The organism is Enterobacter sp. FB, assembly GCF_000805795.1.
Lineage (GTDB): Bacteria > Pseudomonadota > Gammaproteobacteria > Enterobacterales > Enterobacteriaceae > Enterobacter > Enterobacter roggenkampii.
Window position 1 is genome coordinate 93406 of the sequence record NZ_JSZC01000004.1, and the last position, 19303, is coordinate 112708.

The 19303-nt window shown below is 59.4% G+C and carries 19 protein-coding genes; 17 read left to right on the forward strand and 2 right to left on the reverse strand.

All coding sequences use genetic code 11. From position 1 onward, the window contains the following. Position 1: 1 nt before the first annotated feature. The 3 genes from PI91_RS01300 to PI91_RS01310 are packed head-to-tail and all read left to right on the forward strand — an operon-like array spanning position 2 to position 1754. Positions 2-742, forward strand: a complete 741-nt coding sequence (locus PI91_RS01300; RefSeq protein WP_039265285.1) for a winged helix-turn-helix domain-containing protein — start codon at positions 2-4, stop codon at positions 740-742. A gap of 2 nt (positions 743-744) precedes the next feature. Then, positions 745-1218: a hypothetical protein gene (locus PI91_RS01305; RefSeq protein ID WP_025912120.1), complete on the forward strand. Its 474-nt coding sequence runs from the start codon at positions 745-747 to the stop codon at positions 1216-1218. Between the two features lie 29 nt (positions 1219-1247). Beyond that, the gene (locus PI91_RS01310) at positions 1248-1754 is read left to right on the forward strand and encodes a GNAT family N-acetyltransferase (protein ID WP_032655751.1); all 507 of its coding nucleotides are present in this window, start codon (positions 1248-1250) and stop codon (positions 1752-1754) included. Between the two features lie 138 nt (positions 1755-1892). On the opposite strand, the gene tsr is transcribed toward PI91_RS01310, so the two are convergent. Both tsr and hpaR read right to left on the reverse strand, forming a co-directional pair. Beyond that, entirely contained in the window at positions 1893-3557 is a 1665-nt protein-coding gene (gene tsr / locus PI91_RS01315) for a methyl-accepting chemotaxis protein (RefSeq protein ID WP_032654994.1), read from the reverse strand. Positions 3558-3640: 83 nt separating this feature from the next. Next, positions 3641-4081: a homoprotocatechuate degradation operon regulator HpaR gene (hpaR, locus tag PI91_RS01320; RefSeq protein WP_032654998.1), complete on the reverse strand. Its 441-nt coding sequence runs from the start codon at positions 4079-4081 to the stop codon at positions 3641-3643. Positions 4082-4351: 270 nt separating this feature from the next. On the opposite strand from hpaR, the gene hpaG reads away from it, so the two are divergent. From hpaG to yjiA, 14 genes are all read left to right on the forward strand, one after another. After that, complete coding sequence (gene hpaG / locus PI91_RS01325) at positions 4352-5629, forward strand: 4-hydroxyphenylacetate degradation bifunctional isomerase/decarboxylase (RefSeq protein ID WP_039265287.1); 1278 nt, start codon at positions 4352-4354, stop codon at positions 5627-5629. After that, positions 5626-7092, forward strand: coding sequence for a 5-carboxymethyl-2-hydroxymuconate semialdehyde dehydrogenase (gene hpaE, locus PI91_RS01330; protein WP_039265288.1), 1467 nt, complete (start codon positions 5626-5628; stop codon positions 7090-7092). Before hpaG ends, hpaE begins: the two co-directional genes overlap by 4 nt. Positions 7093-7094: 2 nt before the next feature. After that, positions 7095-7946 (forward strand): 3,4-dihydroxyphenylacetate 2,3-dioxygenase, encoded by an 852-nt coding sequence (gene hpaD / locus PI91_RS01335; protein ID WP_039265383.1) that lies wholly within the window; start codon positions 7095-7097, stop codon positions 7944-7946. Positions 7947-7955: 9 nt separating this feature from the next. Then, entirely contained in the window at positions 7956-8336 is a 381-nt protein-coding gene (locus PI91_RS01340) for a 5-carboxymethyl-2-hydroxymuconate Delta-isomerase (RefSeq protein ID WP_008502110.1), read from the forward strand. Between the two features lie 106 nt (positions 8337-8442). Further along, a complete protein-coding gene (gene hpaH / locus PI91_RS01345) occupies positions 8443-9246 on the forward strand; it encodes a 2-oxo-hept-4-ene-1,7-dioate hydratase (RefSeq protein WP_021240607.1) in 804 nt (267 codons plus the stop codon). A 9-nt stretch (positions 9247-9255) separates the two neighbouring features. Then, on the forward strand, positions 9256-10053 hold the full coding sequence (hpaI, locus tag PI91_RS01350) for a 4-hydroxy-2-oxoheptanedioate aldolase (protein ID WP_039265289.1): 798 nt from the start codon (positions 9256-9258) through the stop codon (positions 10051-10053). A 21-nt stretch (positions 10054-10074) separates the two neighbouring features. Beyond that, positions 10075-11427, forward strand: a complete 1353-nt coding sequence (hpaX, locus tag PI91_RS01355) for a 4-hydroxyphenylacetate permease (protein ID WP_039265290.1) — start codon at positions 10075-10077, stop codon at positions 11425-11427. Further along, entirely contained in the window at positions 11399-12289 is an 891-nt protein-coding gene (gene hpaA, locus PI91_RS01360; RefSeq protein WP_039265291.1) for a 4-hydroxyphenylacetate catabolism regulatory protein HpaA, read from the forward strand. The genes hpaX and hpaA overlap by 29 nt, the downstream gene beginning before the upstream one ends. 195 nt (positions 12290-12484) lie before the next feature. Next, on the forward strand, positions 12485-14047 hold the full coding sequence (gene hpaB, locus PI91_RS01365; RefSeq protein ID WP_008501307.1) for a 4-hydroxyphenylacetate 3-monooxygenase, oxygenase component: 1563 nt from the start codon (positions 12485-12487) through the stop codon (positions 14045-14047). A 17-nt stretch (positions 14048-14064) separates the two neighbouring features. After that, positions 14065-14577, forward strand: coding sequence for a 4-hydroxyphenylacetate 3-monooxygenase reductase subunit (locus PI91_RS01370; protein WP_021240611.1), 513 nt, complete (start codon positions 14065-14067; stop codon positions 14575-14577). Between the two features lie 178 nt (positions 14578-14755). Next, a complete protein-coding gene (locus PI91_RS01375; protein ID WP_039265292.1) occupies positions 14756-15673 on the forward strand; it encodes a YafY family protein in 918 nt (305 codons plus the stop codon). A gap of 191 nt (positions 15674-15864) precedes the next feature. Then, positions 15865-18018 (forward strand): carbon starvation CstA family protein, encoded by a 2154-nt coding sequence (locus PI91_RS01380; protein ID WP_008501310.1) that lies wholly within the window; start codon positions 15865-15867, stop codon positions 18016-18018. A 96-nt stretch (positions 18019-18114) separates the two neighbouring features. Continuing rightward, the gene (locus tag PI91_RS01385) at positions 18115-18318 is read left to right on the forward strand and encodes a YbdD/YjiX family protein (RefSeq protein WP_003856610.1); all 204 of its coding nucleotides are present in this window, start codon (positions 18115-18117) and stop codon (positions 18316-18318) included. A 10-nt stretch (positions 18319-18328) separates the two neighbouring features. Continuing rightward, the gene (gene yjiA, locus PI91_RS01390) at positions 18329-19282 is read left to right on the forward strand and encodes a GTPase (RefSeq protein WP_039265293.1); all 954 of its coding nucleotides are present in this window, start codon (positions 18329-18331) and stop codon (positions 19280-19282) included. Positions 19283-19303: the final 21 nt, after the last annotated feature.

The window sequence follows — 19303 nt, forward strand, 5'->3', positions numbered from 1 at the left end:
TATGAAATACCTGCTTGCTGACGCCATCGTCTATAACGACGAGGACGGTTCTGTTTCTCTTATCAATGCGCCGGATGAGGATGCGCAGCTCCTCACCTGTACGGCCAATACCATCATGAAGCTGCTGGTTCAGCATCATGGGAACGTGGTTGAACGGGAAACCTTTCTCCAGGAAGTCTGGGATCGGCGAGGGCTTCAGGGGTCTAACAACTCCTTAAACCAGTACATCAGCATTCTGCGCAAGATGCTGGCGGCCCTGCTTCCCGACGCGCTGCTTATCGTTACCGTACCGAAAACGGGTTTTATGCTCAGCGCGGACGTCACGGTCACTCCGCTGGAGGAGGCCCCGCCGACCGCCGAAACGGCGAAACCTGCATGGCGCGTTCGCCCTGAATGTCTGTTCTGCGGCGCGCTCACGCTGGTCGTCGTTGCGCTATGCCTCTGGATCGCGCTGATCAAGCCAGAAAATTCACAAAGGGAGATCCATCTGCTGACGCATATCGGCACCTGCCCGGTCTACACCTTTACGCCGCTGGCGGACGTATTTCACGGGAAGGCAATAACGCTGGCGCAAACGCTTCAGAAGGACGGCCATCTTCCGTGCCTGAAAAATTCAATTTTCTACATGCACATTCAGAGAACGCTTTTCTACGGCCACGAAGGGCGGCTGGTGCTCTCCCAATGTTCCCTCACGCAGGGTAAAGCCAGCGCCTGTCGTACGCTTTACTATTACGAGTGGTGATGATGAGACACAAAAAAGTTTGGCTAACCCTGATCCTCAACCTGCTGCTGCTGGGCACCGTGCTGGCGTGGTACTTTCACACGCCCCCGCTGTCGGTGGCCTGCGACGGAAACCTGACCTTTTCCGACCGGCGCGACAACCACGATTTCACCTTTGACGGTGAGATCATTATGCGTTTTCATCCCGACAAAACCGGGTACATCACGGTTAACGGCAGCGTGGTAAATGCCCCACGCAGCTGGGAGGTTTCCCGCCAGGAGATGTTTAAATGGCGTCACGTGGAGGGCGAACTGTATGAGATCGCTATTCAAAAAGTGGAGCGTTTTAGCCATGACGCCATGCCGCCCGGGGTCTTTGAAAAATACGTTGCCGGCCTGACGCTGGGCAATAAAAGGCTTCTGACGATCGAGCGCACGCCGGAAGACGCGCTGGTGATCAGCAATTTCTATTCGCCAGTGCTGATCTGCTCGGAATAATGTCGACGGGTCAGGCTATACTTGCCGCCATGACTCTTCGCATTCGCCCCACCACCCTCAACGACATTGCCGCCCTGCCCGCCATTGAACGCGCGGCGGCCGGGCGCTTCCGAGACTTCCCGGCACTCGCCTGGCTTGCCGACGGCGAGGTCATTTCCGCTGAGCAACACCTCGGCTATGTCGAACGCGGGTTAAGCTGGCTGGCGCTGGCAAACGACCAGCCCGTCGGGTTTATCCTTGCCGAAGCCCATCCGTCTTCACTGTTTATTGTCGAACTCTCGGTTGATCTGGACTGGCAGGGAAAAGGGATCGGCAGGCAGCTCATCGCCCGCGTGGCAGACCATGCCCGTAACAGGGGGATGACAGCGCTGACGCTGACGACGTTCAGGGACGTACCGTGGAATGCGCCATTCTATGCGCGGCTGGGGTTTGAAAAAATGACGACGCTGACGCCTGAACTGCGTCAGAAAAGGGAAGAAGAGACGGCGCACGGTTTCGCGTATGAAACGCGCTGCGCCATGCGCCTGCCTCTGTAATATCGCCCGGTGGCGCTGCGCTTACCGGGCCTACAAAACCACAAACCGTAGGCCGGGTAAGGCGCAGCCGCCACCCGGCAAAAGCCACAAACCGTAGGCCGGGTAAGGCGCAGCCGCCACCCGGCACAACATACGGCGTTAGAACGTTTCCCAGTTATCACCTGCATCAGCGGTAACCGTTTTACGCGCCATCGCCGGTGCTGCAACGGTTTTCGCAGAAGCGAACTCACGCGCTTTCATCTGCTCCTGCTGAATGCGGAACACCGCCACGGCCTGGGTCAGACGGCTTGCCTGCTCTTCCAGTGCGGCTGCCGCTGCGGCAGACTCTTCCACCAGCGAGGCGTTCTGCTGGGTCACGCGATCCATCTCTGCCACCGCCAGGCCGACCTGGTCGATACCGCGGCTCTGCTCGTCAGACGCAGAGGCGATTTCACCCATGATGTCCGTGACGCGGGTGACCGCATTCACGATCTCACCCATGGTTTCACCGGCGCTTTCGACCAGCGTTGAACCCACTTCCACGCGACCCACGGAGTCTTCGATCAGGCTCTTGATCTCGCGTGCCGCCTGGGCGCTGCGCTGGGCCAGGTTACGCACTTCACCTGCCACCACCGCAAAACCACGGCCCTGCTCGCCCGCACGCGCCGCTTCTACCGCCGCGTTCAGTGCCAGGATGTTGGTCTGGAAAGCAATACCGTCGATCACGCTGATAATGTCGGCGATTTTCTGCGAACTGCCCGCGATATCGCGCATGGTCTGCACCACGTTGTCCACCACTTTGCCGCCTTTCTGCGCGGTTTCAGAGGCGCTCAGCGCAAGATGGCTCGCCTGACGGGCGTTCTCGGCGTTCTGCTTAACAGTCGCCGTCAGCTGCTCCATGCTGGCAGCGGTCTCTTCCAGGGAAGCGGCCTGCTGTTCAGTACGGGAGGAGAGGTCGTTGTTGCCCATCGCGATTTCACTCGCGCCGCTGTAGATCGCATTCGCGCCGTTACGCACGTCGCCAACGGTACGCACCAGTTCGCCCTGCATATGACGCAGCGAGTCGGCCAGTTCACCCATCTCGTTGGTGCCCTGAACCTCAATGCGCTTCACCAGGTCGCCGCTGGCGATATGGCGAATGTTGTCGATCAGACGATTCAGCGGGGAGATCAGCGTCTGCTTGATGTTCAGCCAGACGGCCACGATCACCACCAGCACGGCAATCAGGACGCTGATCAGCACCCAGATAGCCTGGCTGTAGGAGCTGTTGCTGTCTTCGACCGCCATCTGGTACAGCTTGTCGTTCTGCTGCAGGTAGCTCACGTACTGCTTCTCAAAACCGTCCTGGTAACTCTGGGTCGGCTGGTCGAAGAAGGCGTTGATTTTGCCCGCGCCCAGCAGCTGGATCAGCTCCGCCAGCGCGCCGTGGTAAATATCATAGTTACGCTTGATCTCCATGGCATCCGCATCGCTTTGACGCGGATCGCGCGGCAGGGCTTCGTAGGCAGCCCAGTTTTTTTCCGCCTGTTTCAGAGACGCAGACGCGATTTGCATCAAATCGTTCACGGTCGCGCCGCTGCCGATATTGCTCTGATCCATCATGTAGCGGATACCCGCGCGGTTCAGGGTATTACGGGTTTGCAGCAACGCTACCCAGCTGCCGTTCAGCGTGGACTGTTGCTGGCGAATGGTTTGCAGGACGGTGAAATTCTCTTTGTCATTCTTCAGAGCATTAAAGAAAAGACCACCGGATGTGAGTTGTAAAAGGCCAAATATCGCTAAAACCAGCATTAAGCTGGTGACAATCTTGATACGGTTTAACATGTTTTCTCTTTCCTCAGACAGATACAGAATTTTCGGCCTGGAAAGGGAAAACTTTACGAAATTCATCCTGAAATTTGTGGTTTTTACTCTTCTTCCCGCGCTGCGTTATGTCGGTTTCCGAGTTCAATAAACTCTTCCAGCAGCGCCGTCAGCTGTTTCATCTTCTCCGGCGTAAATTCCGCCTCAATCTGCTGATACGCCTCCTCCACCTGCGCCTGGGCGTGCTCATACAGCGCATTGCCCTCTTTGGTCAGCGAGACGTACAGCTTGCGCTGGTCGTTCAGCGGCTTTAAGCGCAGCACCAGGCCGTCGCGCTCCATTCGCGTCAGAATGCCGGTCAGGCTCGGGCGCAAAATACAGGTGCGAAACGCCAGATCGTGAAAATCCATCGACGGATGTTCAGCCAGCACGCGCACAATGCGCCACTGCTGCTCGGTCAGGTTATGGCGCTTCACAATCGGTCGGAAGTAGGACATCGCCGCTTCCCGCGCCTGCAGCAGCGCGATGGTTAATGAATCATGCATAGCCTCTCCCCTTCACATCATTAACACGTAAACAATTCATAAAAGATGCTTTTATAAACAACACGTTTTCCGTCAAAAAGTCTAACAGAAACCCATTAAGTTTATTAACTCTCTGATTTTAATATCAATAAACACCAACATGTAAATTTATTGTTATTCGTATCACAAATCTTTCACTTCTGATTGCGAAATAATCAGCAAAAGCATAAAACCAGATCATTAATATATTAATGAAATCCAAACCGGACCTCCGGCCTGAGGAGTATGTGAATGAAAGGTACCGTCTTTGCCGTCGCCCTCAACCATCAGAGCCAGCGCGAAGCCTGGCGAGAGGCGTTTGAAAAAGCCCCCTACAACACGCCGCCGAAAACGGCGGTGTGGTTTATCAAACCGCATAACACCGTGATTCGCGCGGGCGAGCCCATTCCGTTCCCGCAGGGGGAAACGGTGCTGAGCGGCGCCACGGTAGCGCTGGTGGTCGGTAAAACCGCCAGCAAGGTACGCGTGGAGGACGCCGCGGCGTACATCGCCGGATATGCGCTGGCCAACGAGGTGAGCCTGCCGGAAGAGAGCTTCTACCGCCCGGCCATCAAGGCCAAATGCCGGGACGGATTCTGCCCGCTTGGCGAACCGGTCGCCGTTGATAACGTGGATAGCCTGACCATCATCACCGAGATCAACGGCCGCGAAGCGGACCACTGGAACACCGCCGATCTGCAGCGTAACGCTGCCGAACTGCTGAGCGCCCTGAGCGAGTTCGCCACCCTTAATCCCGGTGATGCGATCCTGCTCGGTACCCCGCACAGCCGCGTTGAGATCCGCCCGGGCGATCGGGTGCGTATTCTGGCGGAAGGATTTCCACCGCTGGAAAACCCGGTGATGGACGAGCGCGACGTCGCTATTGCGCACAGCACGCCGCCGCACGCCACGCTGTTTGCCCTCGGCCTGAACTATGCCGATCACGCCAGCGAGCTGGACTTCAAGCCGCCCACCGAGCCGCTGGTCTTTATCAAAGCGCCGAACACCTTCAACGGAGACAACCTGACCTCGGTGCGCCCGAACAACGTCGAGTACATGCATTATGAAGCGGAGCTGGTGGTGGTCATCGGCAAAACGGCCCGCAAGGTGAGCGAAGCCGAGGCGATGGACTATGTTGCGGGCTATACGGTCTGCAACGACTACGCCATTCGTGACTATCTCGAAAACTACTACCGCCCGAACCTGCGGGTGAAAAGCCGCGACGGGCTGACCCCCATTTCCCCCAACATCGTGCCAAAAGAGGCCATTCCGGACCCGCACAACCTCGCCCTGCGCACCTTCGTCAACGGCGAGCTGCGTCAGGAAGGCACCACGGCGGATCTGATCTTCAGCATCCCGTACCTGATCGCCTACCTGAGCGACTTTATGACCCTGCAGCCGGGCGACATGATTGCCACCGGCACGCCGAAGGGGCTCTCCGACGTGGTGCCGGGCGATGAGGTGGTGGTGGAAGTGGAAGGCGTGGGACGCCTGGTGAACCGAATTGTGAGTGAGGAGACGGCAAAATGAAAAAGATAAACCATTGGATCAACGGTAAAAACGTCGCGGGCAGCGACTACTTCCACACCACTAACCCGGCCTCCGGCGAGGTCCTGGCTGAAGTGGCCTCCGGCGGTGAAGCCGAAATCCATCAGGCCGTTGCCGCCGCCAAAGAGGCGTTCCCGAAGTGGGCCAACCTGCCGATGAAGGAGCGCGCGCGCCTGATGCGTCGTCTGGGCGATCTGATCGACCAGAACGTGCCGGAGATCGCCGCCATGGAAACCGCCGATACCGGGCTGCCGATCCACCAGACCAAAAACGTGCTGATCCCGCGCGCCTCGCACAACTTCGAATTTTTCGCCGAGGTGTGCCAGCAAATGAACGGCAAGACCTACCCAGTTGACGACAAGATGCTCAACTACACCCTGGTGCAGCCGGTGGGCGTCTGCGCGCTGGTGTCGCCGTGGAACGTGCCGTTTATGACCGCCACCTGGAAGGTCGCGCCCTGTCTGGCCTTAGGAAATACCGCGGTGCTGAAGATGTCCGAGCTCTCCCCGCTGACCGCCGACCGTCTGGGCGAACTGGCCCTCGAAGCGGGTATTCCGGCGGGCGTGCTGAACGTCGTTCAGGGCTACGGCGCGACGGCAGGCGATGCGCTGGTGCGGCATCACGACGTGCGCGCCGTCTCTTTCACCGGCGGCACCTCCACCGGGCGCAACATCATGAAAAACGCCGGGCTGAAGAAGTACTCCATGGAGCTGGGCGGTAAATCCCCGGTGCTGATTTTTGAAGACGCGGATATCGAGCGCGCGCTGGACGCCGCCCTGTTCACCATCTTCTCCATCAACGGCGAGCGCTGCACCGCGGGCTCGCGCATCTTCATCCAGCAGAGCATCTACCCGGAATTCGTCAAGCGCTTTGCCGAGCGCGCCAACCGCCTGCGCGTGGGCGACCCGACCGATCCAAATACCCAGATTGGCGCGCTGATTAGCCAGCAGCACTGGGAGAAAGTCTCCGGCTATATCCGCCTCGGCATCGAGGAAGGCGCAACCCTGCTGGCGGGCGGCCCGGACAAACCGGTCGATCTGCCTGCACACCTGAAAGGCGGCAACTTCCTGCGCCCGACCGTGCTGGCGGATGTTGATAACCGCATGCGCGTGGCGCAGGAGGAGATCTTCGGGCCGGTGGCCTGCCTGCTGCCGTTCAAGGACGAAGCAGAAGGGCTGCGCCTGGCCAACGACGTGGAGTACGGCCTGGCGTCGTATATCTGGACCCAGGACGTCAGCAAGGTACTGCGCCTGGCGCGCAATATCGAAGCGGGCATGGTGTTCGTCAACACCCAGAACGTGCGCGACCTGCGCCAGCCGTTTGGCGGCGTGAAGGCCTCCGGCACCGGCCGCGAGGGGGGCGAGTACAGCTTCGAGGTATTCGCGGAGATGAAGAACGTCTGCATCTCCATGGGCGACCACCCGATTCCAAAATGGGGGATCTGATCATGGGTAAACTGGCGTTAGCGGCAAAAATCACCCACGTGCCGTCGATGTACCTCTCCGAGCTGCCGGGCAAAAACCACGGCTGCCGACAGTCGGCCATCGACGGACATAAAGAAATCAGCAAGCGCTGCCGCGAGCTGGGCGTGGACACCATCATCGTGTTCGACACCCACTGGCTGGTGAACAGCGCGTACCACATTAACTGTGCGGACCATTTTTCGGGCGTCTACACCAGCAACGAGCTGCCGCACTTTATCCGCGACATGACCTACGACTACGACGGCAACCCGGAACTCGGCCAGCTGATCGCCGACGAAGCGGTGAAGCGTGGCGTGCGCGCCAAAGCGCACAACATTCCGAGCCTCAAGCTTGAGTACGGCACGCTGGTGCCAATGCGCTACATGAACGCGGATAAGCACTTCAAAGTGGTCTCCATCTCGGCGTTCTGCACGGTTCACGATTTCGCCGACAGCCGCAGGCTGGGCGAGGCCATCGTCAGCGCCATTGAGAAATACGACGGCACCGTGGCGGTACTCGCCAGCGGCTCGCTGTCGCACCGCTTTATCGACGACCAGCGCGCGGAAGAAGGGATGAACAGCTACACCCGGGAGTTCGACCGCCAGATGGACGAGCGCGTGGTGAAGCTGTGGCGCGAGGGTCAGTTCAAAGAATTCTGCAGCATGCTGCCGGAGTACGCCGACTACTGCTACGGCGAGGGCAACATGCACGACACGGTGATGCTGCTGGGGATGCTCGGCTGGGACAAATACGACGGCAAGGTGGAGTTTCTCACCGAGCTGTTCGCCAGCTCCGGCACCGGCCAGGTCAACGCCGTTTTCCCGCTGCCCGCCTAAGGAGCCACCATGCCGCACTTTATTGCTGAATGTACCGACAACATCCGCGAGCAGGCCGACCTGCCGGGACTGTTCGCCAAAGTGAACGAGGCGCTCGCCGCCACGGGCATCTTCCCTATCGGCGGTATCCGCAGCCGCGCCCACTGGCTGGACACCTGGCAGATGGCCGACGGCAAGCACGATTACGCCTTTGTCCATATGACGCTGAAGATTGGCGCGGGGCGCAGTCTGGAGAGCCGGGAAGAGGTCGGTGAAATGCTGTTTGCGCTGATTAAAACGCACTTCGCGGCGCTGATGGCGAGCCGCTATCTGGCGCTGTCGTTTGAGCTGGACGAGCTGCACCCGACGCTTAATTACAAACAAAACAACGTGCACGCGTTGTTTAAGTAGACATCTTTTCCGCCCGGTGGCGCTTCGCTTACCGGACCTACAACGGCTCGAACGTAGGCCGGGTAAGCGCAGCGCCACCCGGCAACAGCCGCATAAAGGATACGCCATGCTCGATAAACACACCCATACCCTGATCGCCCATCGTCTGCATCAGGCGGAGCAGTCCCGGGAGCAGATCCGCCAGATCTCCCTCGACTACCCGACGATCACCATCGACGACGCCTACGCCGTCCAGCGCGAATGGGTCAGCCTGAAGATCGCCGAAGGCCGCGTGCTCAAGGGCCACAAGATCGGCCTGACGTCCAAAGCGATGCAGGCCAGCTCGCAGATTAGCGAGCCGGACTACGGCGCGCTGCTGGACGACATGTTCTTCCACGACGGCAGCGACATCCCGGTCGACCGCTTTATCGTCCCGCGCATTGAAGTGGAGCTGGCGTTCGTGCTGGCAAAACCGCTGCGCGGCCCGAACTGCACGATCTTCGACGTCTACAACGCCACGGACTACGTGATCCCCGCGCTGGAGCTGATCGACGCCCGCTGCCACAACGTCGACCCGGACACCCAGCGCCCGCGCAAGGTGTTCGACACCATCTCCGATAACGCCGCCAACGCGGGCGTGATCCTCGGCGGTCGTCCGATTAAGCCCGACGAGCTGGACCTGCGCTGGATCTCCGCCCTGCTCTACCGCAACGGCGTGATCGAAGAGACCGGCGTGGCCGCAGGCGTCCTTAACCACCCGGCCAACGGCGTGGCGTGGCTGGCCAACAAGCTTGCGCCGTACGACGTGCAGCTTGAGCCTGGCCAGATCGTTCTCGGCGGCTCGTTTACCCGCCCGGTGCCCGCCAGCAGAGGCGACACCTTCCACGTCGACTACGGCAACATGGGCTCCATCAGCTGCCGCTTTGTCTAGGAGATAACCATGCAAAACGCATTCAAAGCGGCGCTGCAGGCGGGCCGCCCGCAAATTGGCCTATGGCTGGGGCTGACCAGCAGCTACAGCGCCGAACTGCTGGCGGGGGCTGGTTTCGACTGGCTGCTGATCGACGCCGAACATGCGCCGAATACCGTGCAGACCGTCTTAACCCAGCTGCAGGCCATCGCCCCTTATCCCAGCCAGCCAGTGGTCCGCCCGGCGTGGAACGATCCGGTGCAGATCAAACAGCTGCTGGATGTGGGCGCGCAAACCCTGCTGGTACCGATGGTACAAAACGCCGAAGAAGCCCGTCTGGCGGTCCGTTCCACGCGCTATCCGCCTGCGGGTATTCGCGGCGTGGGCAGCGCCCTGGCGCGGGCCTCACGCTGGAACCGCATCCCGGACTACCTGCACCAGGCCAACGACGCCATGTGCGTGCTGGTGCAAATCGAAACCCGCGAGGCGCTAAAAAACCTGCCGCAGATCCTGGATGTGGACGGCGTCGACGGGGTGTTTATCGGCCCGGCGGATCTGAGCGCCGACATGGGCTTTGCCGGTAATCCTCAGCACCCGGAAGTGCAGGCGGCCATTGAACAGGCGATCGCGCAGATCCTGAGCGCCGGCAAAGCGCCCGGCATCCTGATGGCCAACGAGCAGCTGGCAAAACGCTATCTCGAACTCGGCGCGCGGTTTGTCGCCGTCGGGGTCGACACGACCCTGCTCGCCCGCGGCGCGGAAGCGCTGGCGGCACGCTTTATCGAAAAACCGGTTACGTCAGTTAATAACAATAAATCCGTCTACTAAACGTAAGATCTGGAGCGCACCATGACGACCTCTACCCTGCAAACCCATGATAATAAAGCTGTTGAACATCGCGCCATTCACAAGCTGTTCCGACGCCTGATCGTCTTTCTCTTTATCCTGTTTGTTTTCTCGTTCCTCGATCGCATTAACATCGGCTTCGCCGGGCTGACGATGGGCAAAGATCTGGGCCTCACCTCAACCATGTTTGGCCTGGCCGCGACGCTGTTTTACGTCACCTACGTGCTGTGCGGGATCCCGAGCAACATCATGCTGGCGAAGATCGGCGCGCGCCGCTGGATCGCCGGGATCATGGTGGTGTGGGGTATTGCCTCCACCTGCACCATGTTCGCCACCAGCCCCGAAACCCTTTACGTCCTTCGCATGCTGGTGGGCATTGCCGAAGCCGGCTTCCTGCCGGGGATTCTGGTCTATCTCACCTGGTGGTTCCCGGCCTATCACCGCGCCCGCGCCAACGCGCTGTTTATGATCGCCATGCCGGTGACCATGATGCTCGGCTCGATCCTCTCCGGGTACATTCTGGCGATGGACGGACTGTGGAACCTCAAGGGCTGGCAGTGGCTGTTCCTGCTGGAGGGGCTGCCGTCGGTGGTGCTCGGCGTGGTGACCTGGTTTTACCTCAACGACACGCCGGATCAGGCCACGTGGCTGGATGAGGACGAAAAGCAGGCGCTCAAAACGATGATCGCCCGCGAGCACGAGGTTGCCATTGCTCAATCCGTCACGCCGCGCTCGACGCTGCGCGAGGTGCTGACCCCGGCGGTGCTGCTCTACACGCTGGCCTACTTCTGCCTGACCAATACGCTGAGCGCGATCAACATCTGGACGCCGCAGATCCTGCAAAGCTTCAACACCGGCAGCAGCAATATCGTGATTGGCCTGCTGGCGGCGATCCCGCAGTTTTGCACCATCCTCGGGATGATCTGGTGGAGCCGCCGCTCCGACAGGCTGAAAGAGCGAAAAAAGCACACCATCCTGCCGTACCTGTTCGCCGCGGCGGGATGGATGCTGGCCTCCGCGACCGATCACAGCCTGATCCAGCTGCTTGGCATCATCATGGCCTCAACCGGATCGTTTACCGCCATGGCGATATTCTGGACCACGCCGGATCGGGTGATTAGCCTGCAGTCCCGCGCGGTGGCGCTGGCGGTGATCAACGCCATCGGCAACGTCGGCTCCGCCGTCAGCCCGCTGCTGATTGGGATCCTGCGCGACGCGACCGGCAGCTTCAGCTCGGGGCTGTGGTTTGTGGCCGGGCTGCTGGTGGTCGGCGCGCTGGTGCTGACGCGCATTCCGATGACGCAGCGGGATCAACAGAGGAACGATCGTGTGCCAGAACCCTATCGCCAACATTGATATCAGCAAGGAGTACGACGAAAGTCTGGGCACCGACGATGTGCACTACCAGTCGTTCGCCCGCATGGCGGCCTTTTTTGGCCGCGACATGCAGGCGCATCGTCACGACCAGTACTTTCAGATGCACTTTCTCGATACCGGGCAAATTGAGCTCCAGCTCGACGATCACCGCTATTCGGTGCAGGCCCCGCTGTTCGTCCTGACGCCGCCATCGGTGCCGCACGCGTTTATCACCGAATCCGACAGCGACGGACACGTGCTGACGGTGCGCGAGGATCTGATCTGGCCGCTGCTGGAGGTGCTCTACCCCGGCACGCGGGAGGCGTTTGGCCTGCCGGGGATCTGCCTTTCGCTTGCCGACAGGCCGGACGAGCTGGCGGCGCTGAAGCACTACTGGCAGCTGATTGCCCGGGAATCCACGGAGCAGCTGCCCGGGCGCGAGCATACGCTGGCCCTGCTGGCCCAGGCGGTGTTTACCCTGCTGCTGCGCAACGCGAAGCTCGACGACCACGCGTCAGGCGGCATGCGCGGCGAGCTGAAGCTGTTCCAGCGGTTTACCCAGCTGATCGACACCCACTACCACCAGCACTGGACGGTGCCGGAATACGCCAGCGAGCTGCACCTGACCGAATCCCGCCTGACCGATATCTGTCGCCGCTTCGCCAACCGCCCGCCAAAACGGCTGATCTTCGACCGCCAGCTGCGCGAGGCCCGACGCCTGCTGCTCTTCTCCGACAGCACGGTCAGCGAGATTGCCTGGCAGCTGGGGTTCAAAGATCCGGCCTATTTCGCCCGCTTTTTTAATCGCTTAGTGGGGTGCTCGCCGAGCGCGTATCGGGCCCAGAAAGTACCGGTTTCCTGAACGCATCACGGTTCGTAGGGCGGGTAAGCGCAGCGCCACCCGCCGAAAAGCCGCACAGATCACAAAACCACAACCCACCCGAAAAGTACCCGTCGTTGTCCCAATCGTCCCTTCACGTTACGCCCCTCTCAGGCTTCAATTAAACAACAAAAACAAAACATAAATTTAACAACACAATTCCGATACGAGGTCCCTATGAAGCCTGAAGAGTTCCGCGCTGATGCCAAACGCCCGTTAACCGGTGAAGAGTATTTAAAAAGCCTGCAGGACGGGCGTGAGATTTACATCTACGGCGAGCGCGTCAAAGACGTCACCACCCATCCGGCGTTTCGCAATGCGGCGGCCTCCATCGCGCAGATGTACGACGCGCTGCACAAGCCGGACATGCAGGACACGCTGTGCTGGGGCACCGACACCGGCAGCGGCGGCTATACCCATAAGTTCTTCCGCGTGGCGAAAAGCGCCGACGACCTGCGCCAGCAGCGCGACGCCATCGCCGAGTGGTCGCGCCTGAGCTACGGCTGGATGGGCCGCACGCCGGACTACAAAGCCGCGTTCGGCTGCGCGCTGGGCGCCAACCCGGCCTTCTACGGCCAGTTCGAGCAGAACGCCCGGAACTGGTACACCCGCATTCAGGAAACCGGCCTGTACTTCAACCACGCCATCGTCAACCCGCCGATCGACCGCCACAAGCCGGCGGACGAGGTGAAAGACGTCTACATCAAGCTGGAGAAAGAGACCGACGCCGGGATTATCGTCAGCGGCGCGAAAGTGGTGGCAACCAACTCCGCCCTGACCCACTACAACATGATCGGCTTCGGTTCCGCGCAGGTGATGGGCGAAAACCCGGACTTCGCGCTGATGTTCGTCGCGCCGATGGACGCGGAGGGCGTGAAGCTGATCTCCCGCGCCTCCTACGAGATGGTGGCAGGCGCAACCGGATCCCCGTACGACTATCCGCTCTCCAGCCGCTTTGACGAGAACGACGCCATTCTGGTAATGGATCACGTGCTGATCCCGTGGGAAAACGTGCTGATCTACCGCGATTTCGACCGCTGCCGCCGCTGGACGATGGAAGGCGGTTTCGCCCGCATGTACCCGCTGCAGGCCTGCGTGCGCCTGGCGGTGAAGCTCGACTTCATCACCGCCCTGCTGAAGAAATCCCTGGAGTGCACCGGCACCCTGGAGTTCCGCGGCGTGCAGGCGGATCTCGGCGAAGTGGTGGCCTGGCGCAATATGTTCTGGGCGCTGAGCGACTCCATGTGTTCCGAAGCCACCCCGTGGGTCAACGGTGCGTATCTGCCGGATCACGCCGCGCTGCAGACCTACCGCGTGATGGCCCCGATGGCCTACGCCAAGATCAAGAACATCATCGAGCGTAACGTCACCTCCGGGCTGATCTACCTGCCGTCCAGCGCGCGGGACCTGAACAACCCGCAGATCGACCAGTATCTGGCGAAATACGTGCGCGGCTCCAACGGCATGGACCACGTCGAACGCATCAAGATTTTGAAGCTGATGTGGGACGCCATCGGCAGCGAGTTTGGCGGCCGTCACGAGCTGTACGAAATTAACTACTCCGGCAGTCAGGATGAAATTCGCCTGCAGTGTCTGCGCCAGGCGCAGAGCTCCGGCAATATGGACAAGATGATGGCGATGGTCGACCGCTGCATGTCCGAATACGACCAACACGGCTGGACGGTGCCACACCTGCACAACAACAGCGATATCAACATGCTGGACAAGCTGCTGAAATAGCGCAGCGGGAGGTTGCAATGCATTCAGATGAACAACGCCTGCGTTTTCGCGACGCAATGAGTAGCCTGTCGGCGGCGGTTAACGTGGTCACCACCGAGGGCGAGGCGGGCCGCTGCGGCATCACCGCCACCGCCGTCTGCTCGGTCACGGACACCCCGCCGTCGGTCATGGTGTGCATTAACGCCAACAGCGCCATGAACCCGGTATTCCAGGGCAACGGCAGGCTGTGCGTTAACGTGCTGAACCACGAGCAGGAGATCATGGCGCGCCATTTCGCCGGGATGACCGGTATGACGATGGAGGATCGTTTTGCCCTCTCCTGCTGGCAGAAAGGCCCGCTGGCGCAGCCGGTGCTGAAGGGCGCGCTGGCCAGCCTTGAAGGCGAAATAAGCCAGGTGCAAACCATCGGCACGCATCTGGTTTATCTGGTTGAAATTAAAAACATCATTCTGAGTGACGCGGGCCACGGCCTGATCTACTTCAGGCGCCGCTTCCACCCGGTCATGCTGGAGACGGAAGTCGCCGTGTGATCCCCCCTCGCGCTGGCCTTTTTTCCGGCCAGCGCCGCTTTCTGCAAAAACTCCTAAGGTTTCCGCTAAATCACGCCGTTATATACCCATAAGAGAAATTTTCTGTGCCTGAATACTGACGCCGCCTGTCAGTGCACCCGCATCATTCAGCGCATACCTATATATACAGGATGACCTTATGGCTAAAACGACGCGGAGCCGCTCGGCTGAACGTCTGGTCGATATTCTCCTTGAGCTACATTTAAACGGTGTGGTAAACCGCGGTGCGCTAATGGAGAAATTTAAAATTACCGAACGCACTGTCTACCGGGATTTAAATGCCCTCTCGCCCATTGTTGAACATACCGGTAACGGTCTATATCGGCTGATTCATTCCGCACAATCGCCGGGTGGGCAAGGATTACATCACACTCTGGCTAACTTTCTGAATGCCGACAGCTTTTTCCCTGAAAGAAATATGGAATTCTGGCAAAAGCTTGAAACGCGCGTAGACGAAAACCATATTCTTATTCTTGGCAATGAAGCGGAACATACGGTAGAACGCGATATTCGCCGTCATTTAACGAAAGTCGAGAAATCGATTAAAAACCATAATGTTTGCCAGATCGTTTATAAGGGCAAAACCCGCCTGATTAATCCCTATAAACTCATTAACAAAAAAAATATATGGTATTTACAAGCCACCGAAAATAGCCGGCTGAAATCCTTCTCATTGAGCCAGATTAGCTGGTTTGATATTCAGAAAACGACCTTCACTCCCGAAGAAAATGTTCTTGAGCTGCTGGAGAAAAGCCTCGACCCCTGGGTGTCCGAAGATACTTTCGCGGTGAAAATATTCATCAAAGATAATATTTCACATTACTTCCTGCGCCGGGATCTTCTGCCGGAACAGGAGCTGCTGGAGGAGCAGCAGGACGGCGTCACGCTGCGCTGCCAGGCGGCCCACGAGAACCAGATCCTGCCGCTGCTGTTCTACTGGCTCCCCCATATTCAGATCCTGGAACCGAGCTGGCTGAAGGAGAAACTCATCAGGACGCTGGAGAGCTATCTGGCCGTGGAGCGCAACCCGAATAATCAAGTGATCTCAATCACATAATTTCGCCCTCTGGCGGCGCACCGAAACCGCTCGTCGCCGCCTTTGACCGCTCACCCGGCACTTTCAACCACTCATTCATTTACCGTCCTTTACGCGCGCGGGGATCTGGCACGATCGCTCCAGCATTAATCAATACCTCCTCACAACGAACCCTGACCCTTTTTTCTTTACATAAAAAACCAGGTCTTACTATGGATACTAAAAAACTACTGAAGCACGTGCCCTGGGCCTTACTCGGGATCCTCGGTGCTTTCTGTCTGGCGGTTGTCGCATTACGCCGGGGCGAACACGTCAGCGCCCTGTGGATCGTGGTCGCGTCGGTTTCCGTCTACCTTGTGGCTTATCGCTACTACAGCTTATACATCGCGCAGAAGGTCATGAAGCTCGACCCGACGCGTGCCACCCCGGCGGTCATTAACAATGACGGCCTGAACTACGTGCCTACCAACCGCTACGTGCTGTTTGGTCACCACTTTGCCGCCATCGCAGGCGCTGGCCCGCTGGTCGGCCCGGTACTGGCCGCGCAGATGGGCTACCTGCCGGGTACGCTCTGGCTGCTGGCGGGCGTGGTGCTGGCGGGTGCAGTGCAGGACTTTATGGTGCTGTTTATCTCCTCGCGCCGTAACGGTTCGTCGCTGGGTGAGATGATCAAAGAAGAGATGGGCCGCGTGCCGGGCACCATCGCCCTCTTTGGCTGCTTCCTGATCATGATCATCATCCTCGCGGTGCTGGCGCTGATCGTGGTGAAAGCGCTGGCCGAAAGTCCGTGGGGCGTCTTCACCGTCTGCTCTACCGTACCGATTGCGCTGTTCATGGGCATCTACATGCGCTTCCTGCGCCCTGGCCGCGTGGGCGAGGTCTCGGTGATCGGTATCGTGCTGCTGGTCGCCTCCATCTACTTCGGCGGCGTGATTGCGCACGACCCGTACTGGGGCCCGGCGCTGACCTTTAAAGACACCACCATCACCTTCGCGCTGATCGGTTACGCATTCGTTTCTGCCCTGCTGCCGGTGTGGCTGATTCTGGCTCCGCGCGACTACCTGGCGACCTTCCTGAAAATCGGCGTGATCGTCGGGCTGGCCATCGGGATTGTGATCATCAACCCTGAGCTGAAAATGCCGGCGGTAACCCAGTACATTGACGGTACCGGTCCGCTGTGGAAAGGCGCCCTGTTCCCGTTCCTGTTTATCACTATCGCCTGCGGTGCCGTGTCTGGCTTCCACGCGCTGATCTCCTCCGGCACCACGCCGAAGCTGATGGCCAATGAAACCGACGCGCGCTTCATCGGTTACGGCGCAATGCTCATGGAGTCCTTCGTGGCGATCATGGCGCTGGTTGCGGCGTCGATTATCGAGCCTGGCCTGTACTTCGCGATGAACACGCCACCAGCGGGTCTGGGCATCACCATGCCTAACCTGCATGAGATGGGCGGCGAAAATACCGCACTGATCATGGCGCAGCTGAAAGAGGCCAGCGCACACGCGGCGGCGACCGTCAGCTCCTGGGGCTTTGTGATCTCGCCTGAGCAGATCATGCAGACCGCGAAAGACATCGGCGAACCGTCCGTGCTGAACCGCGCAGGTGGTGCACCGACGCTGGCGGTAGGTATCGCACACGTGTTCCACAAAGTGCTGCCGTGGGCGGACATGGGCTTCTGGTACCACTTCGGTATTCTGTTCGAAGCGCTGTTCATCCTCACCGCGCTGGATGCCGGTACCCGTGCGGGCCGCTTCATGCTGCAGGATCTGCTGGGTAACTTCGTGCCGTTCCTGAAGAAAACCGACTCTCTGGTGGCGGGCGTACTCGGGACCGCGGGCTGCGTAGGCCTGTGGGGTTACCTGCTGTATCAGGGCGTGGTTGACCCACTCGGCGGCGTGAAGAGCCTGTGGCCGCTGTTCGGTATCTCTAACCAGATGCTGGCGGCCGTGGCCCTGGTGCTGGGTACCGTGGTCCTCGTGAAGATGAAACGTACCAAATACATCTGGGTTACCGTGGTGCCTGCGCTGTGGCTGCTGCTCTGCACCACCTGGGCGCTGGGTCTGAAGCTGTTCAGCACCAACCCGCAGCTGGAAGGCTTCTTCTTCATGGCTAACCAGTACAAAGAGAAGATTGCTGCAGGCGGCGCGGATTTAACCGCGCAGCAGATTGCCAACATGAACCATATCGTGGTGAACAACTACACCAACGCGGGTCTGAGCATTCTGTTCCTGGTGGTGGTGTACAGCATCATCTTCTACGGCATCAAAACCTGGATGAAAGTGCGCAACATCGATGGCCGCACGGATAAAGAAACCCCGTACGTGCCGGTACCGGAAGGCGGCGTGAAGACCTCTTCACACCACTAAAACAATGGCGGGCGGCGCTGCGCTGACCCGCCCTACAACGGTACTGTAGGCCCGGATCGCTGCGCGCCACCGGGCTTTTTCTTATCAGGACACGTTATGTTTGGTAACTTAGGCGAAGCAAAAAAATACCTCGGTCAGGCGGCGAAAATGCTGATTGGCATTCCGGACTATGACAACTACGTTGAGCACATGAAGACCAACCATCCGGATAAGCCGTACATGACCTACACCGAATTCTTCCGCGAGCGTCAGGAAGCGCGCTACGGCGGAAGTGGAGAAGGCGGCGTCCGCTGCTGCTAAAGGAGAGACCATGACCCCGATTGCCGTTACCCTGCTGACCGGTTTCCTCGGCGCCGGTAAAACCACCCTGCTGCGCCACATCCTGAACGAGCAGCACGGCTTCAAAATCGCCGTCATCGAAAACGAATTTGGCGAAGTCTCCGTAGACGACCAGCTGATTGGCGATCGCGCCACGCAGATCAAAACCCTGACCAACGGCTGTATCTGCTGCACCCGCTCTAATGAATTAGAAGACGCCCTGCTGGACCTGCTCGACAGCCGCGATCGCGGCGACATCGACTTTGACCGTCTGGTGATTGAGTGCACCGGCATGGCCGACCCCGGCCCGATTATTCAGACCTTTTTCTCCCACGAGATCCTTTGCCAGCGCTACCTGCTGGACGGCGTGATTGCCCTGGTTGATGCGGTCCACGCCGACGATCAGATGAACCAGTTCACCATCGCCCAGTCTCAGGTGGGCTACGCCGACCGCATCCTGCTGACCAAAACCGACGTGGCGGGCGAAAGCGAAAAACTTCGCGAGCGCCTGACGCGCATCAACTCCCGCGCGCCGATTTACACGGTGACGCACGGCGATATCGACCTGTCTCAGCTGTTCAACACCAGCGGCTTTATGCTGGAAGAGAACGTCACCACAAAACCGCGCTTCCACTTTATGTCCGACAAGCAAAACGACGTGGCGTCGATTGTGGTGGAGCTGGATTACCCGGTGGACATCAGCGAGGTCTCCCGCGTGATGGAGAACCTGCTGCTGTCGTTTGCCGACAGGCTGCTGCGCTACAAAGGCATGCTGTGGATTGACGGCGAGCCGAACCGCCTGCTGTTCCAGGGCGTACAGCGCCTGTACAGCGCCGACTGGGACCGACCGTGGGGCGATGAAGCGCCGCACAGCGTGATGGTGTTTATTGGTATCCAGCTGCCGGAGGAGGAGATTCGGGCAGCGTTTGCCGGGCTGAAGAGATAGCCTCCCCGCTTAACTATGCGC